This window comes from Methylomonas sp. Uni0009, assembly GCF_054188105.3.
The window spans coordinates 1727985-1746108 of the sequence record NZ_JBTAFN010000001.1; the positions used below are offsets into that span (position 1 = coordinate 1727985).

The window sequence follows — 18124 nt, forward strand, 5'->3', positions numbered from 1 at the left end:
AACCGTGGCTGATTTTATCCTGTTCGGCACCGAAGGCTGCCATTTGTGCGAAGAGGCGGAAGCGTTACTGGTAGCCGCCGGGCTGGATTTTACCAGCCGGGACATTATGGACAATGAGCAATGGCAGGGGGCGTATGGTTTGTTGATTCCGGTGTTGTGGCATGCCCCAAGCCAAAAGCAACTGAATTGGCCTTTCGACAGCCTGCAATTAAAAGCATTCAGCATCGCCATCGATCCAAGCGAATGCCAGTCAGCACGCCGGACGTAGTATCGGTTTGGCGGTCGCCAAATCGTACGTGCCGGAACAGTGCAACTCAAAACGGCGAACGATAAAATCAGCTGGGCAAAGCCTTCAGAATGGCCGGATAGTCAAAGTTATCAGCCAGATAGGCCAGGGTTTTGCGCAATTGAGGATCCTGCGCCGTTGCCAGAACTATGGCATTTGCTATACGTTCCGGCTCCAGGCTTTCCAGTGCATTTTTCAATTCCTCCCGTGCCGATGCCGGCAAGCCGGCTAACATGTCCGGCGTTAATGGCGCGATTGGCGGGGTTTGTTCTGGAACACCCCCGTAAACATAACGCACCCCCAAGTGCTTGGCCAGACATTCGTAGATTTCGTTGAAGCGATAAGGCTTGCGCACAAAATCGTTCATACCGGCTTCCAGAAGCTCGCCGCGCTGCTCCAGGAATGCCGAGGCTGTGACGGCAACAATGACGACCTCCCGCCCGCCAGGCAACTCCCGGATTCTTTTCGTGGCTTCCAAGCCGTCCATTACCGGCATTTGCCTATCCATCCAGATAAATTGCGGTTGCCAGGTTTGAAATAGCGATATGCCCTCCGCGCCGTTGCCGGCCACTTTGCAGGAGAATCCGACCGATTCCATCAATTTTGCCAGCAATAACTGATTTTCGAGCTGATCTTCAACGATTAATATGCGGTAGTCGCTTTGCCCTTCCTCTAAGCCGATGACGGCACCGGCTTCCGCTTTGTCGACACTGGGGCCGGTAATATCCGCCTGATTCACCTCCGCGAGCGGCAGATCTATTCTAAATAAAGCGCCTTGATTCGGGTGGCTTTCCAAGGTAAGCGTACCGCCCATCAATTCCACAAACTGGCGGGTAATGGTCAATCCCAAGCCGGTGCCTTGGCTATCCCTTTGCTCGCCTAGCTGTACGAATGGTTCGAATATACGTTGCTGATCGGCCAGCGGGATCCCCACACCGGAATCTTCGACCTCAATCTGTAGATGCGAAATGCGATTTTTGCGAGTGCCTAGGCGTAAGGTAACACCGCCTTGCTGCGTAAATTTAATGGCATTGCCCACCAAATTAATCAGCACTTGCCGCAAGCGGGCTTCGTCTCCAACAATGAAGCGCGGAAATTGCGATGCTTGGTCGATCAGCAACCTAAGGCCTTTTTCGGTGGCGCGGACGCTCATCATGTCGGTAATATCGCGCACCATATTGCCCAAATCGAAAGGCGCGTTTTCCAGGTGTAGTCGGCCTACTTCGATTTTAGCCATTTCCAATACATCGTTAATCAACATCAACAGATGCTCGCCGCTGCGATTGATAATATCCAGGTTTTGCCTTTGCTCGTCCGACAGTTGGGGATTTTTCCGCATCAATTTCGAGAACCCAAGAATAGCGTTCAGCGGGGTACGCAATTCGTGGCTCATATTGGCCAGGAATACGCTCTTGGCCCTATTGGCCGCTTCTGCCGCATCGCGCGCTATTATCAAGTCGGCGGTACGTTGCTGGATTTCATCTTCGAGGTGTTCTTTATAGCGCCGTAATTCTTCCTCGTTTTGCTTGCGATCATGGATGTCCATACGAATACCCAACATGCGTATGACCTTACCGTCCGAATCGCGCTGAATACCGAAACCGCACACATATTGCCAACGATAACAGCCGTCGGCGTGGCGCATGCGCGCTTGATATTGATATTCCGTGAAATCCCTGGACAACACGCCGCTCATTTTGTCGCTGACTTCCGCTTGATCATCCGGATGAACGCTTTCGAACCATGCGCGCCGATCAGCCATGCCGGTCCGAACTGGATAGCCGAGCATCGTGTAATAGGTGGGCGAAGCGTACCATTGGTCGTTTTTTACATCCCAGTCCCAAACGCCGACCTGCGCGGCTTCCAACGTCAACCGCAAGCGCTCCTCCGAGTCGCGTAAATGCTCTTCCGTGCGTAAGCGCTCAGCCTTATCGCGGAGCACGGAAATGCCAAAGGCCAAATCTCCGGCCAGCTCCTCTAGCAAACGAATCTCCGTTGCCGTAATCGCATTGGGTTCTGCGGAATAAATCGTCAGCGCACCGAAAATATCCGCGTTCTGATCGGCCAAAGGCAAGGCAATAACCGAGCGATAGCCGCGCGCTAACGCTGCGTCTCGTGCCAAAGCCATCAACGCATCGGTGCAGACATCCTGAACATAGACTTTTTCGCCGCTGCAAATGGCGGCGGCAGCGGGACTGTGGGCGCCCGCTGCATCCCCGCCACTGTGATCGGTGACGGCCAGATAGCCGTTTTCAAAACCGGCCCAGGCCACCGGGCGTATTGTTTTGGGAGGGCCGTTTTCCAAGTAGCCGACCCAAGCCATGCGATATTCGGCTTCATCGCAGACGATACGGCAAATTTCTTTAAGCAGGCTTGGTTCGTTGTCATGTCGCAGCAAGGCCTGATTGCAATTACTGATCGCGCGCAATTCGCGATTGAGCTTATATAAGGCCGCTTCCGTTTGCTTGGCTTCGGTGATGTCCGTGCGTAAATATAGATAATTGCAAACCTGATAAGCTTCGTCGTAAATCGGTGAGGCGGTGATCTGTTCCCAGCGCAACTCGCCGTTTTTGTGGCGATTGGTCAGCGAGGATTTCCATAATTTGCCTGCTGCCAATTGTGCTTGGCAGGCTTGGTACGTATCGGCAGTTATTTCACTGGACAATAATGCGCGAGGCGTCATTTTGTAAGCCTCGCCGAACGTATACCCGGTAATCCGCGTATAAGCGTGGTTGGTATAGGTCAATACGCCCTGCAGGTCGGTAATCTGGATGCCGGTCGGATTCTGATCCGCCGCTTGCGCCAGCCGATTGATTTCGGTGGCGAATAGATGGCGTTCTGTAATGTCGCGGTTAGTGATGCGCCGGCCTCGGTAGTTATTGTCCGCCCCGAACACGGCCTGGCAACAATGCGAGATCCAGCGTATTTCACCATCGCGGCGGACAATGCGAAAGTCTACTTCAGCGAGGCGTAAATGCTCGACATCGTGGCGATGATCGGTCATTAAGTGCCGGTCGTCGGCATGTATGATGCGCGGCAATAACCCGGCATCGGTCATAAACTCCTCGGCCGCATAACCGGTAACCCGCAAGCTGGAAGGCGTCATATACAAAATCTGCTGATCGTCGCCTTCCCAATATTCCCAGTCGAAGGTGTAGTCCGCGACGGTATGGAACTTTTCCTCTTCGGCCGCCAACTTGGCTGCAACCAGCAATTGCTTTCGCCACGCACCGATGATGAACCGGGCGCTGCTAGCCGAAATCAAAGCAAACAGCAGGACCAGTCCGGCCATTTCCAGGACTTCATTCCACCACTCCGCCAGAAAGTCGTCCCGAGCCAGGCCGACGCTGACCCATAACGGGTAGGTGTCCAGTTTGCGAAAAGATACCACCCTGGCGGTATTGTCGAAGCTGAAAGGCGTGTGAAAGACACCCGAGATGTGTCCGGATGCGAGCATCCGGCGAAATTCCGGCGAAATGGTTTTATCGCCAATCATGTTGCCGGGTTCGGCATGGGCGGGATAGCGAACGATCAAGCCCATATCGGCATCTCTCAGGTTAATCGCCCCGCGACTGCCAATATCAACGCTGGAAATCGCTTTACTCAAGTTATCCAGTGAAACATTGGCAAAAACCACGCCGGCAAAACTGCCGTCGGCGTGGTTAAGGCGGCGCGCAAAATTTAGCACCCAAACCTTATTGATATGAGACATCACCGGTTTGTTGATAAATAGCCCAAGCGCCGGATTATCCCGCAAACTAGAAAAATAGAGCCGATCCGCCATGCTGAGCGGCTTATCTTTGGGTACATCCACGCCATAGGCTAGCCAACCTTGCGCGTCGGTAGCTCTAAGTCCGATAACCCATGGCAAACGCGCTTGTAAGCGCTGCATAAAAACCGACAGCGCCTCGGCGTCAACGCTCCCCAAAGCCTGTTGCCGCTGGATTTCCTCCACGGCCACCAACACGCCTAAGTCGACCTTTTCGATAAGGCTATCTAAGTTTTGCGCGATAACCTTGGCCAGGTTCTGCGTCGTGATTTCGGCGCGCTGTTGATATTTGTCGAAGCTGCGATATAGCGCAAACCCCACGGTGGCGATAACCAACAGGTTAAGGATTACCGCCCCGGCAATCAGCCGCCTCGAGACATTGTTTGGAAAATCAAGCTGACCTGGCATAGCTGAACTCACAAGACTGTTGTGGTGTATTGGCGGCCCGTAAGTGTGCGCGGGCAAAAGGTCCCATCGTATTCCTTAAACGCGCTGCAAAACACCTAAGGATAGGGTTAAGTAACTTTTCTAGCGCGGATTAGCGGAACTTTCCCGTGCTTGTCGAAGGATCGCCGGGGAAATCCGGGCCTTCATAGCCCTTAACCGTTCATGCTTCGACTGCGCTCTCGGCAATTGCTCAGACATCCAGGCCAGTCGAGTACGAACGGTTTGCCGGGAATAGTCATTTCGGTAAGTTATTTTTAGCGGAATTCTAAGGAGCCGCTCAAGCGGGCAGGCAGTAATCCCGTTCCCGAAAGAGCTTTAAACAAATCTCGACTACTTCGGCGTTATACAGCACACCGCGATTGTCGGAAATCTCCTGCAGTGCTGCATCCAGGCCTAAACCGGCGCGGTAAGGGCGATGAGACTTCATCGCTTCCACCACATCGGCAACTGCCAGAATCTCCGCTTCCAGCAATATCTCACCCTTCTTTAGGCCGCACGGGTAGCCACTGCCGTTGGGGCGTTCGTGATGTTGCAAGACGATTTGCGCGATAGGCCAAGGGAAGTTGATGGATTTGAGGATGTCGTAGCCGGTTTCGGCGTGCCGCTTGATCAGGCTGAACTCCAAATCGTCCAACCGACCGGGCTTGCACAGTATTTCGGCGGGGATTCGAATTTTGCCAATATCGTGTACTACGCTCGCCAACGTCAGCCCCTCTATCCGCTCTTCCGGCAATTGCAAGCCGCGGGCGATAGCCGTGGCGAGGTGGGCGACGCGGCGTTGATGGCCGGCGGTGTAGGGATCGCGTGCTTCGATAGTGGCCGCAATCGCGGTCACGAAATCCAGCATGCCGGCGCGCAAATTTCTCTCGCTTTCCATCAGTTTACGGGTTCGCTCTTCCACCTGTTCTTCCAGATGGTTGCGCAGGCGGTCAAACTCCAAATGAGTACGCACCCTAACCAGCAATTCATCGCGCTGATAGGGCTTGGTGACGAAATCCACTGCACCCAAGTCAAAGCCGCGCACTTTTTCGTCGGTATCCATGATCGCGCTGACGAAGATAACCGGCACATCGCATGTATTCGGGTTAGCTTTGAGTTGCCGGCAAACTTCGAAGCCATCCATCTCCGGCATGCGAATATCCAACAGCACCAGTTCCGGCGGGTGTTTGAAAGCGGAATTTAAGGCTAATTCGCCGCTAATAGCAGAACGGACTTCGTAGCCTTCGTCCTTCAGAATATCCGTTAACAACTTTAAGGAGGCAGGGGTGTCGTCAACGGCGAGAATGTTGCCTTTATATGTCATAAAACTCTTTAATCGGTTTGCCTTAATGCTGCCAGGATACCCTGCCAAACGCAGTTTTCAGAAAATTATGCCAAGGTTTTCCGGGGCTGGCTCATATTGGTTGCGATGCGCCGGAGCGCTAAGTCGTTATAAACCATTCGGACGCCGTTCGATTTTGAAGGGGGCCGCATAGCTGATGCCGCAGGACATTATAGTGTATGCCCCAAGGCGCAGGCAGAACGCAGGTAAGCAGTTATTTTTATCGATAGCCTAAAGTTATCGGCTTGCGGTTCGATAACCTTTTTAGCCGTTACGGCAACCGCTTTCCAAAACCAACCCGACGAGGCCATGCCATGCTTGATTCCGTCTCTTCCGTCGCCGCGCTGGCGACACAAATGTCCACCCAAAAAACCGCGCAACAAGTCGAAGTTGCGATGCTGGTAAAAGCCAAGGAGATGCAGGAACAACAAGGCCAAAACGCCTTAAAGTTATTGGAGTCGGCCAGCGTACCGGCGAACGGTATCGATGTCCGGGTTTGAGGGGCGGAAGATTGCTGGAACTTAGCGGCCTTGCTTGTCCTGCATCGCCAGCGCCGCCTGATACAAGGTTTTTTTGCGCTGGCCGGTAATTTCCGCAGCCAGTGCCGCGGCGGTTTTGGTAGAACATTCCGCCAGCAATATACCCAAAATCCGCCGTTGTTCGTCGGTTAATTCATCGTCTTGCTCACCAGCTTCGCGGCCGGCTACCAATACCACGAATTCGCCCTTGCGCATGTTTTCGTCGGTCTGCACTTTCTCCAACACCTTGGCCAGTTCGTCGCCGACAATCGTTTCATGCAATTTCGTGAGCTCCCGAGCAACGACAATTTGGTGATTAGCCGGAAATACCGTCAGCATATCTTCCAACGCAGCCTGGATGCGATGGCTGGATTCGTAAAAGGCCCAAGTCGAGCAGTCAGCTAACTTGTGTTCGAAAAAGCTGCTCCGCGCCGAGCCGGTGCGTGGCAAAAAGCCTTCGAAACTGAAACGGCTGGTCGGTAAACCCGCCACCGACAAGGCGGCGATCAGCGCGCAGGCGCCGGGTATCGGACACACATCCACGCCTTGCTGTCTGGCCAATTTGACCAGAGGAAAGCCGGGATCGCTGATCATCGGCGTGCCGGCATCGGATACCAGTGCCACCGATAATCCTTCGCGGATTTTATCGATCAGGCCTTGCGAAGCGTGTTCTTCGTTATGTTGATGTAGCGATTGCAGCGGCTTATTGATGCCGTAATGTTGCAGCAACATCTTGACGTGGCGGGTATCTTCGGCGGCGATCAAGTCCACTTGTTTCAATATGTCCACCGCCCGAAAACTGAAATCGGCCAGATTACCGATTGGCGTGGCAACCACGTATAATTTTCCGTACATTTATTCTTCGGTCCCCGTGCTATGTCTCATCGCAAATTTGCCGCCATTATGCCGCGTCGTGTATTAAACCGCTGGTTTTTCGGCCTGTTGCTACTGGCTGCGTGCAGTGAGCAACCGGTCAAAAACAAGACCCAGCTGGAAGTGCGCCCGCAAACCAGTGCCCGCAAAGCCAAGCCGGCCGAGCCACCGCGCAGTTACCGGATGGCCGACAATCAAGCCAGCTTGCATTTGCTGGACGCCGACACCCGCCTGCAAGCCGGCGATAGTCAGGCCGCGCAAAAAGCCCTGGATAAAATCAACGCCGAACAGTTGCCGCCGGAGTTGTTCAGCAAATACAAATTGCTCCAAGCTCAAGTAGCGTTGAGCATGGGCGATGCGGAACAAGCCTTGAAAAAGCTGGAGGGTGTGCGGCCCGCCATACTGGCCGACGCCGATCAAATTGCTTATTACCAATCCGTGGCCTTTGTGCATGCTTTGTTGGGCGATGTTGTGCCCAGCGTTAGAGCGCGCCTGAAACTGGGCCGACTGTTGCAAAAACCCGAGCAGCAAAAGCAAAACATTATCGCCATCCTGGATGCGCTTAGCGTGTTGCCGCTGGAAACCCTTAGCGGTCCGTCACCCATCGTTGACGAACTGAGCGGCTGGATGGCCTTGGCTAAAATTCTGAAGCAACGCAATGTGGCGGGTTTCGATACAGCCGGTCAAATCCTGCAATGGCGGCAAATGTTTCCCGGCCATCCGGCCAACGCCGATTACCTGCAAGCCTATCTGAATCCGCCGCCTGTCAGTCAGCAAACCGTTCAAGAACCGGAGCAAGCTGCGCAACCACCTACTCCGGGTGCAACCATTGCCGTGTTGCTGCCTGGCTCGGGCTCTTACGCCAGCGCGGCTAAAGCCATCAAGGAAGGGTTGACGGTAGCCCACCGCCTGGCTGCCAGCGCCGCGCCGCAAATGCCGCTAAAGTATTACGATAGCGAAAAAGACGATATAGCCACTATATATAAGCAAGCCGTTAGTGACGGCGCGAAACAGGTGATAGGCCCCTTGGTGAAGGAACAAATCCAAAGTTTGGCGCAATCCACCGAATTAAGCGTGCCGGTGTTGGCGCTGAATCATGTGGAAAATCTCAGCAAAACCAATCTCTATCAATTCGGCCTCAGCCCGATAGACGACGCGGAGCAATTGGTACAAAAAGCCAAGCGCGATGGCCAACAGAATGCCGTATTGCTGACGCCGAATACCACGCAAGGTGAGCGGGTGCGCCATTATCTAATGTCGGCTTGGCAAGCAGTCGGCGGCGTGGTGGTTGGGGTGGAAAGCTACGACCCGAAACAACACGATTTCGCAGCTATTGTAAAAACCTTGCTCAGCACCAGCGTCAGCGCGAATGGCCAGAAGCAACCCTTGGCCTTATTCGTTAGCGCCAGCCCGGAATTGGCCAGAGAGTTGGCGCCGCAACTCAAGTACTCGCAAAGCAGCGAGTTGTCGATTTATGCGATGCCGAATATCTACAGCGGCCGGCAAAATCCGGTGCGGGATAGCGAGTTGGGCAAGATTAATTTCTGCGATCTTCCTTGGGTATTCGGCGACGCTTACACCGGCGCACTTAGCCAGCAAGCCGTGCAGAATACCTGGCAAGGTCTCAGCGACAGCCAGGTTAAATTAGTCGCGTTGGGCATAGATGCTTATAACATCATCGGCCAATTACCGCAGCTGACCGGGGCGTCTTACGCTGGTGCTACCGGCCGACTGTCGTTGAACGGTGAAAACCGCATTACCCGCAAACTGGTCTGTGCTCAGTTCAAAGGCGGCGTGCCGGTCGCCTCCGGCTTTATCGAATAGCATGTTATTCGGCAAAACCAAGCCGCTACATTTGCAAAAGGGCGATAGCGCCGAACAACTAGCCTTGGCTTATTTGCAAAAGCAAGGCTTGGAATGGGTGTGCAGCAACTTCCGCTGCAAAATGGGTGAGCTGGATCTGGTGATGAAGGACGGTTCGGCGCTGGTGATTGTGGAAGTACGCTTTCGCAAATCCGAGCAATTTGGCGGCGCAGTGGCCAGTGTCACCCGGCAAAAACAGGCGCGCATCGTCGCCGCTACCCAACACTATGTCATAATCAACAACCTGAGCCAGCTCTCGATTCGTTTCGACGTAGTTGCTGTATCCGGCAACAACCGCCTGGACTGGATTAAAAACGCTTTTCAAACCTGAGTATTATGAGTTTACAAGACCGCATCATCGCCCACTTTTCCGATAGCATTCAAACCAAACAGGATGCGATGGCCAGCTTGTGCGAGCTGATTGAGTTCGCCTCGCAAAAAATCGTCGAGGCTTTGGTGAACGACAAAAAAGTGCTGACTTGCGGCAACGGCGGTTCGGCGGGCGATGCCCAGCATTTTTCTTCGGAAATGCTCAACCGTTTTGAACGCGAACGTCCCGCGTTGCCGGCGATTGCCTTGAGCACCGATACCTCAACCATCACCTCTATCGCCAACGACTACCATTACGACGAAATCTTTGCGAAGCAGTTGCGCGCGCTGGGGCAGGCTGGCGACATCTTGCTGGTCTACACCAGTAGCGGTAACTCCGGCAATATCATTAAAGCCGTGAAAGTGGCGCATGACCGCGATATGACGGTCATCGCGCTAAGCGGTAAAGACGGCGGTGTGCTGGCTGGCGCGTTGAACGAAGCCGATATTGAAATCCGCGTACCGTCTTATTCCACCGCCCGCATTCAGGAAGTGCATTTGTTGATCTCGCATTGCCTATGCGATTTAATCGATCATCAATTATTTGGCGGCTAAGGCACTCAGGCGCCCGTTATCATTCAATCGGATAAACGGGCGTTTGCATACTTAATTACCTGACGTAATGTAGTTTTTGCCCCAACATTTCGGCAGTTACCAGCACTACCCCGCCCTCGCTGACATAAAATCTGTTTTTGTCGTCGTCAAGATTCTCGCCAATCACCGTGCCTGCCGGCACCTCGCAACCTTTTTCAACGATGGCTTTGGTAATTCGGCAATTTTGGCCTATGCAGACTTGCGGCAACAGAATGCTGTCTTTGATAAGCGCTGACTCGTTTACGGTGACATTGGAAAACACCATGGAATGCTGAATGGTTGCGCCGGAAATAATTGAGCCGCCGGCAATCATCGAATCTACGGCCAGACCGCGCCGGCCGTTGTCGTCGAACACAAATTTGGCCGGCGGTGTTTGTTCCTGATAGGTCCATATCGGCCAGGACGCATCGTATAAATTCAAATCCGGCTTGACGCCTATTAACTCCAAATTGGAAGCCCAATAGGCGTCTATGGTCCCGACATCGCGCCAATAACTTTGCTGGCCGCTTTGTAAATCCAAAAAGGGATAGGCATTAACAATATGATCGTCAATGACGGCGGGAATAATATCTTTGCCAAAGTCGTTGGTAGAATTTTCAGTGAGAGAATCTTTAATTAATTGCTCCCATAAAAAATCGGCGTTAAAGATATAAATACCCATTGAGGCCAACGCGGTATTGGTTCTACCCGGCATCACGGGTGGGTTGGCGGGTTTTTCGACAAACGCTCGAACGCGGCGATTTGCATCCACGTCCATTACGCCAAAAGCGGAGGCGTCTTTTAACGATACTTCCAAACAACCTATGGTTAGGTCGGCGTTTTTTTCGACGTGGTCGATTAACATGGCCGCGTAATCCATTTTATAAATATGGTCGCCGGCTAGGATTAAAATATGATCCGGTCGGCGGGCCCGCAGAATATCGATATTCTGCAACACGGCGTCGGCAGTACCTTTGTACCAGGAAGTCTCGTCTATCCGTTGTTGTGCCGGCATGATGTCGACGTATTCGCCAAATTCGCCGCGCATGAATCCCCAGCCTTTCTGAATATGCCGGATCAACGAATCGGCTTTGTATTGCGTCATCACGCCGATTTTACGGATACCGGAATTCACGCAATTGGATAACGGAAAATCGATAATTCGAAACTTGCCGCCAAAAGGTACCGCAGGCTTGGCGCGCCAATCCGTCATATTCATTAAGCGCGAGCCGCGTCCGCCGGCAAGAATTAAAGCAATAGTATTTTTGGTTAATTGATGGATATTGTGTGTAGGCGCTGACATGGTTAAATCTTTAGAAAAAATAAACTGCTGGCCGAATAGGTTTTATAGGGTGTATCAAGTTTTCCCAAGGCTTTTTTCAAACCTAAAAATTACCGGTGAAAACTCAAAATACACGCATTGTTTCAAGCGAAGCAAACGCGCTTGAGTTGTTAATATCCGGAGTGATATGTAGTTCGATAATACTTACCGCAGGCAAGTCGACAACGTGTTGTTCCGATTCCGCCGTGCAGCCTTGCGGATTAAAATTCCATTGTTGGCGGACGATTTCGCGAAACGACTGTCCGCTATCAGCAGAAATACGCAGGATGTATTCCTGTGTTCTGGCGATAGTCGATTCCAAAAAATCCAGTTGAATACATTGCACAGGCTGGGCCTGCTTAAACAGTAAGCGGATAACTTGCGATCCCGGCATTCCCGCTCGCCACCCGCCGCTAAAACCAGGCAGTAGCGCGGCTTCGATAGTGTGCTCCCTATCCTCGGATGACACTTCAACGTCAGCAAGCGCTTCCAGATTTAACTGCTCTGTCATTGAGCTGGCTTTGTTGGGCCGACTGTCACCGATAATTCGTTTTTGCATGGTTTACCTGGCGTAGGACTGTATTAATCGGTCGAAATGGTTTGAATCCGGTTTTTGTTTGTCGGGACTGATTGAAATCTTTAACTTGAGTGCGATTGCTCCGTAATTGGATAGGCAAGCACCGCATGCCTAGCGTCCGGCTGTTTGGAAACAAGGAATGTCGGCATGGCTCGGTCCCGGTGAGAGCTGAGTGTTTTACTGCGAAATTGCCTGATGGCAATTGCTGATTACAAATGGCTGTTGCTCCCAAACCCCAGCCGAAAAATATGGGCGCTTCCCTGCGCCCCAGGTCGAGAGGGAGGCTTAACCCTTTAAAAAGCTGGCCATGATGCCAGCCGGGTCAATACCTTGATGCGGGAATTGCTCCCACAGGCCGCCGCAACCTTCTTTATGCGTGGCAATATAGTTGTATTTTGGTGTGTAACCGCGTTCCAACAACCATGTGCCCATGCGGCTACCCAAACCGGTTTTACGGTTGAAGGACTCAACCACCAGCACTTTCGGTGACTTACCGATTTTGGCCAGCATGTCTTCATCGATGACGTTCAAGGTCGGTTTGTTGATCAAGCCTACATCCACGCCTTGTTGTTTCAGGCGCTCGACTGCATCCAGCGCCCTGTACAAGGCTTCACCGAAGCTGACGATATAACCGGCCGTGCCTTCGCGAATGACTTCGTCTTTGCCGGGCACGAATTTATAGTCGCCACCGAAAAACTCGTTGCCGTTGCTGTCCAGAATGGTTGGCACTTTGGAACGAGTGGAGAAGATGAAACGCAAGCCCGGATCGAAGAAGACTTTTTCCACGCAAGCTTTCATTTGCAAAGGATCTGCCGGGAAATACAGCTTGGTCTCATAGCCGTCGCTCAAACCGTTGTCGGCGAACATATTGTTCAAACCGAAATGGCAGGTGTTGTCGGCCATGTCGTCGATACCGGAATGCGAGAAGTGGCTGAGCACGTTGGATTTGTTCAACCGGGCCATGGTGATTTCCGACATCAGCATTTCCAAGAATGCGCTGAAGGTGCCGAAAATACCTTGTTTGCCTGCTTCCATGCCAAAACCGGCTGCCGCGGAGAAGTTACCACGTTCCATGATGCCGGAGGAGATAAACACTTCCGGGAAAGCTTTATGGATTTTGAACAGACCGCAAGAGCCTTCCAAATCGCTATCCACTACCCGCACTTTGGCAACCCGTTCCGCTTCGCTCAAACGGCCCAACACTTCCACGCACGCATCGCCGAAGACGTTGCGGTTGGCGTCCCATTTGTCGCTGGAACCCAAAAATACCGCGTCGTTCTTCGGTGCTTTGACTTCGCGCAGTGCATCGGCAGCGGCTTGTTGACCATGTGATTCCAAGTATTCCAACGCCACTTTCACCGACACGACGTCATGGCCGTGGGTCGAGCCTTCCAGACCGACAATGCCTGGACACATTGGTCTGTGGTTGATAACCGCAACCGGGCCAGGGGTGTTAATGGCGGTGATGATGCGTTTGTACAAATCGTCCAGATCTTCGCCGTCGCCTTCCAATACGGTGACGCCTTGACCAGCTAAGGTTTTGGCAGTGCTGCAGCCTTTTAAGTACTCGGATGGGTGGCCGGCGATGGTGACGTTGTTGTCGTCGATGATCAGTTTAACGTTCAGGCCTTGCGCCACAGCCAGACGGGCCGCTTCGGCATCGTTACCTTCCTGCTGCGAGCCGTCTGAGCCCAGACAGAACACAGTTTTGGCCGGGTTGGCAATGGCTACGCCGTTGACATACGGCCACATGTGGCCCAAGCGGCCGGAGCTGAATTTCACGCCGGGGGTGAAATCCAATTCAGGATGGCCTGGCAAATGCGAATGCGCGGCGCGGTATTCGATCAAGCGTTCGGCCGGCAAATCGCCGTTCAGGGTGGACATCAAATACTGGGTGGCGACGCGGTGGCCGGCTTCGTCAAAAAAGATGGGTACAAAATCATTGGAGCTGTGGAACAGCGCATCCATGATCATGACTTCCGGCACGGTATCGTATGGACCGCCGGTATGGCCGCCCACACCACGGGCTGCGCCGTTGGCTGTGAAATAGACAATAGCATCACGGCACAACTGAATGTTGGCTTTCAGGCTGGCACGTTGTGCATCGGTTAAAGTTGGGTTTTTTGGATCTAAGTTGATGCGCTGATAAGCGCCAAGATCGATTGGAAATTTGGACATAACTAATCTCATGGTGAGGACATTATTTTTATAGACGCGCAGCTAGGTTGTTACGCTGTCATTTTTAAACGCGACATAGAACAAAGATAATATTTAGCCCCGGCAAATATTCGTTGCTAATTAACTACAATACCGCTGCTTTTTTACACAAGCCGTTGCAATTTTGTAGTCTTAAATTTGTTTTTTCATGCCGTCGTATCGAACCTTACACCCATTAAAATGGGCTTTGCAAGACTTATTAAATACCCACTAATTTGTATATAAATTGAAACGGATAGCCTGTATAGCCCTGAGACAAATAACAGAATACGTTCTATGGAAAATCAATTAGTTATTCAAGTCGCTTCTACTATCAAAGGATTATAAGCAGCAAAAAAATTTATTTTATTTTTCGCGGCAGTGCAGCTTTGCGGGACGAATTGATTGAATGGTAGTGTGTTGCCGAAACACGCCTCGCCTATACGCAATCCCAAATCGCCAGCGGAAATATCTCAAACATTTCGCCGGAAGGATTGGAACGCGGGTTTGGAACCATTAGTTTCGTTTTTGCTCTAATCGATGGGACAAAGGATGGCTTCGGCAGAGGAGAAGGGAGGCCGATTAGTCAAGCTTTCCGGTGCGGTGACCAAAACCATCGCGTTTCAAACAGCCTGGGGGGGAGTCGGCAAGACATCGCAAAACGGTGTAAGTGGTCTTTCCAAAGGGAAAGGTTGCGTTAGTTGTATTTATCCGCAACGTGAACTATGTTTCCAGCACTAAAGTAAAACAACTGGTTGACGCTATATAGGGTAAGCAAGAGGGCCCAAGCCAATCAACTTAGCGGCAGTCCGGTAGCTTGTTTTCATGGTTTACGTATCGAGGGTAGTGAGCGTTGGCCCAAACCGTATTAACCAGCCTTGGGATACAGCTAAGTACTACCAGAGTGTCTTTATGATATTGATTATTAAAAACATCCCGTCGATTACGCAAGAAAGCGAGTTGGGAGACTTTGTCGCCCCCGCCCTCAGGTTTTGCCTGTTACTTCCCTTCAAGCTTGGCAATATTCTAAAAACCGACATCTTTTGTCTTAAAAATATCAAGACCAATGTGTTGTCGTTTCATGGCCGTATTTTTATTGACGATGACAAAGCCGGTAAGCTCGCAATCAAAAAACTGCATGGCAAGCGCTTCAAAAATAAAATCGTCGAGGTCAGAGAATATTTTATACGTTCGCACAAAAACGACAGACGCTTAACGCAGCAGCCGGTATCGACAGACATACTGGAAAAGCGTAAAGGCGAACGGCGTTGCAATATCAAGCATGAAGGGCAAGCCGCCGCTTACACGAATGTATTCGATACCGAAAACATCTATCAAATTAGCCGCCGATTGCGAGATGACGCTTATGATTACTGAGTCGCGGCGCCGGCGACCTAAATTTCGTTCGCATGGCGAAGAGACAGTTGACTTGTGACCTTATAAAGACTGGATCAAACGATACCAGTTTGCTCGACTCTATCCCCGTCAATTTTCCCTTCAAACCGATGCGCTATGCCTTGCATCACCAAAATCAACACCACCCCAGCCAAAATAAAACCAATCTGTTGTAATGAAGTTTTAATATCGGTCTTCTGATGCAAAGACGGGATTAAATCGGCCACCGCAATATAAATAAAACTGGAAGCCGCTAGGGTTAAAAAGTAGGGCAAGATGTGATGTAGGTCGCCAAGACTGAAATACGCCAATACGCCGCCAACCACCGTGCTCAAGCTGGCAAGAATGTTGTAAAACAAGGCCTCTCCGCGCTTGTAACCGCTATGCAGCAAAATCGCGAAGTCACCGACTTCTTGCGGGATTTCGTGCGCGGCCACCGCCAAGCTGGTGACGATACCCAGTTGCACGTCGGTTAAAAACGCTGCGCCGATTAACACGCCATCGACAAAATTATGGATGCTGTCGCCGAGGATAATAAACATCCCGGCGGGGCGGTGGCCGGCCGCTTGGATTGCATGCGTATGGCCGTGTTCGTGGTGATGGTCATCGTGCGATTCTTCGCCGTGGGCTTCGCAAGCGTGAGAATGGCAATGGCGCCAGACCAGGAGTTTTTCCAATACAAAAAACAATAGGATGCCTGCTAAAATCGTAGCCGAGAGTGTGGACATATCCTCGACCGGCACTTCCTCGAATGCGTGTGGGATCAATCCGCAAAACGCGCCGGTCAACAACGCGCCAATTGCAAAACTGATGCCGTGCGGCAGTACATGCTTTTGTTTGTGTTCTGGCAGTAATAAAAACACCGCAGCAGCCAGAACACTAAGCACGCCACCCAGCGCGGTAAACAAGATAATCGACAACAATACAGTCAAATTAGTCTCTCCAGATCAAACTGGCCATGCGGCCAGTATTCGCGCCGTCACGGCGATACGAGTAAAAACGTTGCGGATCGGCGACGGTGCATAGGTCACCGCCATAAACGTGTTCCACACCCAGTTCCGCCAGTTTAATACGCGCCAGCCGGTAAATATCCGCCAGCCATTTGCCAGGCTGTCGCGCGCGAAATGCGACGGCGGTAATCGGGTTGTCTTGAATAAAAGCGTCCCGCACCTCGTCACCCACTTCGAAATTATCCGGGCCTATCGCCGGCCCCAGCCAAACATGCACATCCTGACAACTCATCGCATACAGGGTTTCGGCGATGATACCGGCCTGCAAACCGCGCCAGCCGGCGTGGGCGGCGGCGACCACTTCGCCATCGTCTCCACAGAACAGCACTGGCAGACAATCCGCCGTCAATATCGCGCATACCGTGCCGGGTTGATCGGCAAAGCTGGCGTCGGCTTCCTCCTGGCCCTCGGTTTCGTCGGCGTTCACCACGCGCGTCCCGTGCACTTGTTGCAGCCAGACCGGTTCGGACGGCAGTTGCAGCATGTCCTTAATGATGTAGCGGTTGGTTTTGACGTGCTGCGGGTCGTCGTTGACGTGGCTGGCCGGATTCAAACTGGCGTAAGGGCCGGTACTGACTCCGCCGGTGCGCAAGGTGACTGCGGCGTGTACATGCGCCGGCAGCGGCCAATCAGGCTTGATCCAATTCATTTTCGGCCAATAATTTCAACAGATTTTGCATGTCTTCGGGGATGGGTTGTTCCCATTCGCAGTATTCGCCGGTTTCCGGATGCTCCAAACCCAATTTCGCGGCATGCAGGGCTTGGCGCTTAAAATTGCGTAAGGCCTCTGCCAACGCGGGATTACAGTCAGCCGGCATTTGGAAGCGGCCGCCGTAGACTTGATCGCCGACCAGTGGATAATTAATGTGCGACATATGCACTCTAATCTGATGCGTGCGGCCGGTTTCCAGCTTGACGCGAATCAGCGTATGGCGCTTAAAGCGTTGTTCCAGCCGGTAATGGGTAATCGCTTCTTTACCGCCGCGCTTTACTACGGCATTACGTTTACGGTCCACCGGATGGCGGCCGATAGGTTCGTCGACGGTGCCGCCAGCCGTCATCCAGCCTTTTACCAGCGCCAGATATTCACGATGGATGCTGCGAGCCTGGAGCTGCTCGACCAGACTGTTATGAGCCTGCAAGGTTTTGGCGATCATCAATAAACCGCTGGTATCCTTGTCGATGCGGTGCACTATGCCGGCGCGGGGCAGGGTATCCAGATTGGGGGTGTGATTGAGCAAGGCATTAACCAAGGTGCCATCCCAGTTGCCGACCGCAGGATGCACGACCAAACCGGCCGGTTTGTTAACGATGAGTAAAGAATCGTCTTCATAAACAATGTCTAGCGGGATTTCCTGAGGCGCGTATTCGATCACGCGCTCGGCTTCGGCATCCAGCTCGATTTCTTCGCCGCCGTCCAATTTCTCGCGGCCTTTCATAACCTCACCATCCACCAATACCCGGCCGGCTTTGATCCAGGTTTGCAGTTTGCTGCGCGAATAATCCGGAAACACTTCGGCCAGACACTGGTCCAGTCGCATACCCGCCAGTTCCTCGGGAACCCTTGCCGTCAATATCGTCATAGTCGTTTTTAAGTTATACTCGC

General features: G+C 52.4%; 15 protein-coding genes. 6 read left to right on the top strand and 9 right to left on the bottom strand.

Annotation, left to right across the window (positions count from 1 at the left end; genetic code table 11):
• Nucleotides 1-4: 4 nt before the first annotated feature.
• Nucleotides 5-268: a glutaredoxin family protein gene (locus ACWAU0_RS08045; protein ID WP_458138862.1), complete on the top strand. Its 264-nt coding sequence runs from the start codon at nt 5-7 to the stop codon at nt 266-268.
• Between the two features lie 67 nt (nt 269-335).
• On the opposite strand, the gene ACWAU0_RS08050 is transcribed toward ACWAU0_RS08045, so the two are convergent.
• Together ACWAU0_RS08050 and ACWAU0_RS08055 are read right to left on the bottom strand one after the other, a co-directional pair.
• The gene (locus ACWAU0_RS08050; RefSeq protein WP_523070780.1) at nt 336-4475 is read right to left on the bottom strand and encodes a PAS domain-containing protein; all 4140 of its coding nucleotides are present in this window, start codon (nt 4473-4475) and stop codon (nt 336-338) included.
• A gap of 304 nt (nt 4476-4779) precedes the next feature.
• The gene (locus ACWAU0_RS08055) at nt 4780-5805 is read right to left on the bottom strand and encodes an HD-GYP domain-containing protein (protein WP_101052714.1); all 1026 of its coding nucleotides are present in this window, start codon (nt 5803-5805) and stop codon (nt 4780-4782) included.
• Between the two features lie 332 nt (nt 5806-6137).
• Between ACWAU0_RS08055 and ACWAU0_RS08060 the strand changes: the two genes are divergently transcribed.
• A complete protein-coding gene (locus ACWAU0_RS08060; protein WP_171697219.1) occupies nt 6138-6323 on the top strand; it encodes a YjfB family protein in 186 nt (61 codons plus the stop codon).
• A 21-nt stretch (nt 6324-6344) separates the two neighbouring features.
• On the opposite strand, the gene rsmI is transcribed toward ACWAU0_RS08060, so the two are convergent.
• Complete coding sequence (rsmI, locus tag ACWAU0_RS08065) at nt 6345-7196, bottom strand: 16S rRNA (cytidine(1402)-2'-O)-methyltransferase (protein WP_458138864.1); 852 nt, start codon at nt 7194-7196, stop codon at nt 6345-6347.
• A 21-nt stretch (nt 7197-7217) separates the two neighbouring features.
• On the opposite strand from rsmI, the gene ACWAU0_RS08070 reads away from it, so the two are divergent.
• From ACWAU0_RS08070 to ACWAU0_RS08080, 3 genes are read left to right on the top strand one after another with little or no spacing between them, the layout of a single operon-like run.
• Nucleotides 7218-9038 carry a penicillin-binding protein activator gene (locus tag ACWAU0_RS08070; RefSeq protein WP_458138865.1) on the top strand — a complete coding sequence of 607 codons (1821 nt, stop codon included), beginning with the start codon at nt 7218-7220 and terminating at the stop codon, nt 9036-9038.
• A 1-nt stretch (nt 9039) separates the two neighbouring features.
• Nucleotides 9040-9408: a YraN family protein gene (locus ACWAU0_RS08075; protein WP_458138866.1), complete on the top strand. Its 369-nt coding sequence runs from the start codon at nt 9040-9042 to the stop codon at nt 9406-9408.
• A 5-nt stretch (nt 9409-9413) separates the two neighbouring features.
• On the top strand, nt 9414-10001 hold the full coding sequence (locus tag ACWAU0_RS08080; RefSeq protein WP_020483819.1) for a phosphoheptose isomerase: 588 nt from the start codon (nt 9414-9416) through the stop codon (nt 9999-10001).
• A 55-nt stretch (nt 10002-10056) separates the two neighbouring features.
• Here the strand turns inward: ACWAU0_RS08080 and glgC are convergent, their stop codons facing one another.
• From glgC to ACWAU0_RS08095, 3 genes are all read right to left on the bottom strand, one after another.
• Nucleotides 10057-11322: a glucose-1-phosphate adenylyltransferase gene (gene glgC / locus ACWAU0_RS08085; protein WP_458138867.1), complete on the bottom strand. Its 1266-nt coding sequence runs from the start codon at nt 11320-11322 to the stop codon at nt 10057-10059.
• 103 nt (nt 11323-11425) lie between these two features.
• A complete protein-coding gene (locus ACWAU0_RS08090) occupies nt 11426-11899 on the bottom strand; it encodes a carbohydrate-binding protein (RefSeq protein WP_458138868.1) in 474 nt (157 codons plus the stop codon).
• 303 nt (nt 11900-12202) lie between these two features.
• The gene (locus ACWAU0_RS08095; protein ID WP_171697225.1) at nt 12203-14095 is read right to left on the bottom strand and encodes a thiamine pyrophosphate-binding protein; all 1893 of its coding nucleotides are present in this window, start codon (nt 14093-14095) and stop codon (nt 12203-12205) included.
• Between the two features lie 930 nt (nt 14096-15025).
• Here ACWAU0_RS08095 and ACWAU0_RS08100 point away from each other — a divergent pair.
• A complete protein-coding gene (locus tag ACWAU0_RS08100) occupies nt 15026-15490 on the top strand; it encodes a hypothetical protein (RefSeq protein ID WP_319961611.1) in 465 nt (154 codons plus the stop codon).
• A gap of 74 nt (nt 15491-15564) precedes the next feature.
• On the opposite strand, the gene ACWAU0_RS08105 is transcribed toward ACWAU0_RS08100, so the two are convergent.
• Genes ACWAU0_RS08105 through rluD form a run of 3 tightly spaced genes read right to left on the bottom strand, consistent with a single transcriptional unit; the run spans nt 15565 to nt 18101 of the window.
• The gene (locus tag ACWAU0_RS08105) at nt 15565-16440 is read right to left on the bottom strand and encodes a ZIP family metal transporter (protein ID WP_458138869.1); all 876 of its coding nucleotides are present in this window, start codon (nt 16438-16440) and stop codon (nt 15565-15567) included.
• Nucleotide 16441: 1 nt separating this feature from the next.
• Nucleotides 16442-17167 carry a peptidoglycan editing factor PgeF gene (gene pgeF, locus ACWAU0_RS08110; protein WP_458138870.1) on the bottom strand — a complete coding sequence of 242 codons (726 nt, stop codon included), beginning with the start codon at nt 17165-17167 and terminating at the stop codon, nt 16442-16444.
• Nucleotides 17148-18101: a 23S rRNA pseudouridine(1911/1915/1917) synthase RluD gene (gene rluD, locus ACWAU0_RS08115; protein ID WP_458138871.1), complete on the bottom strand. Its 954-nt coding sequence runs from the start codon at nt 18099-18101 to the stop codon at nt 17148-17150. Before rluD ends, pgeF begins: the two co-directional genes overlap by 20 nt.
• Nucleotides 18102-18124: the final 23 nt, after the last annotated feature.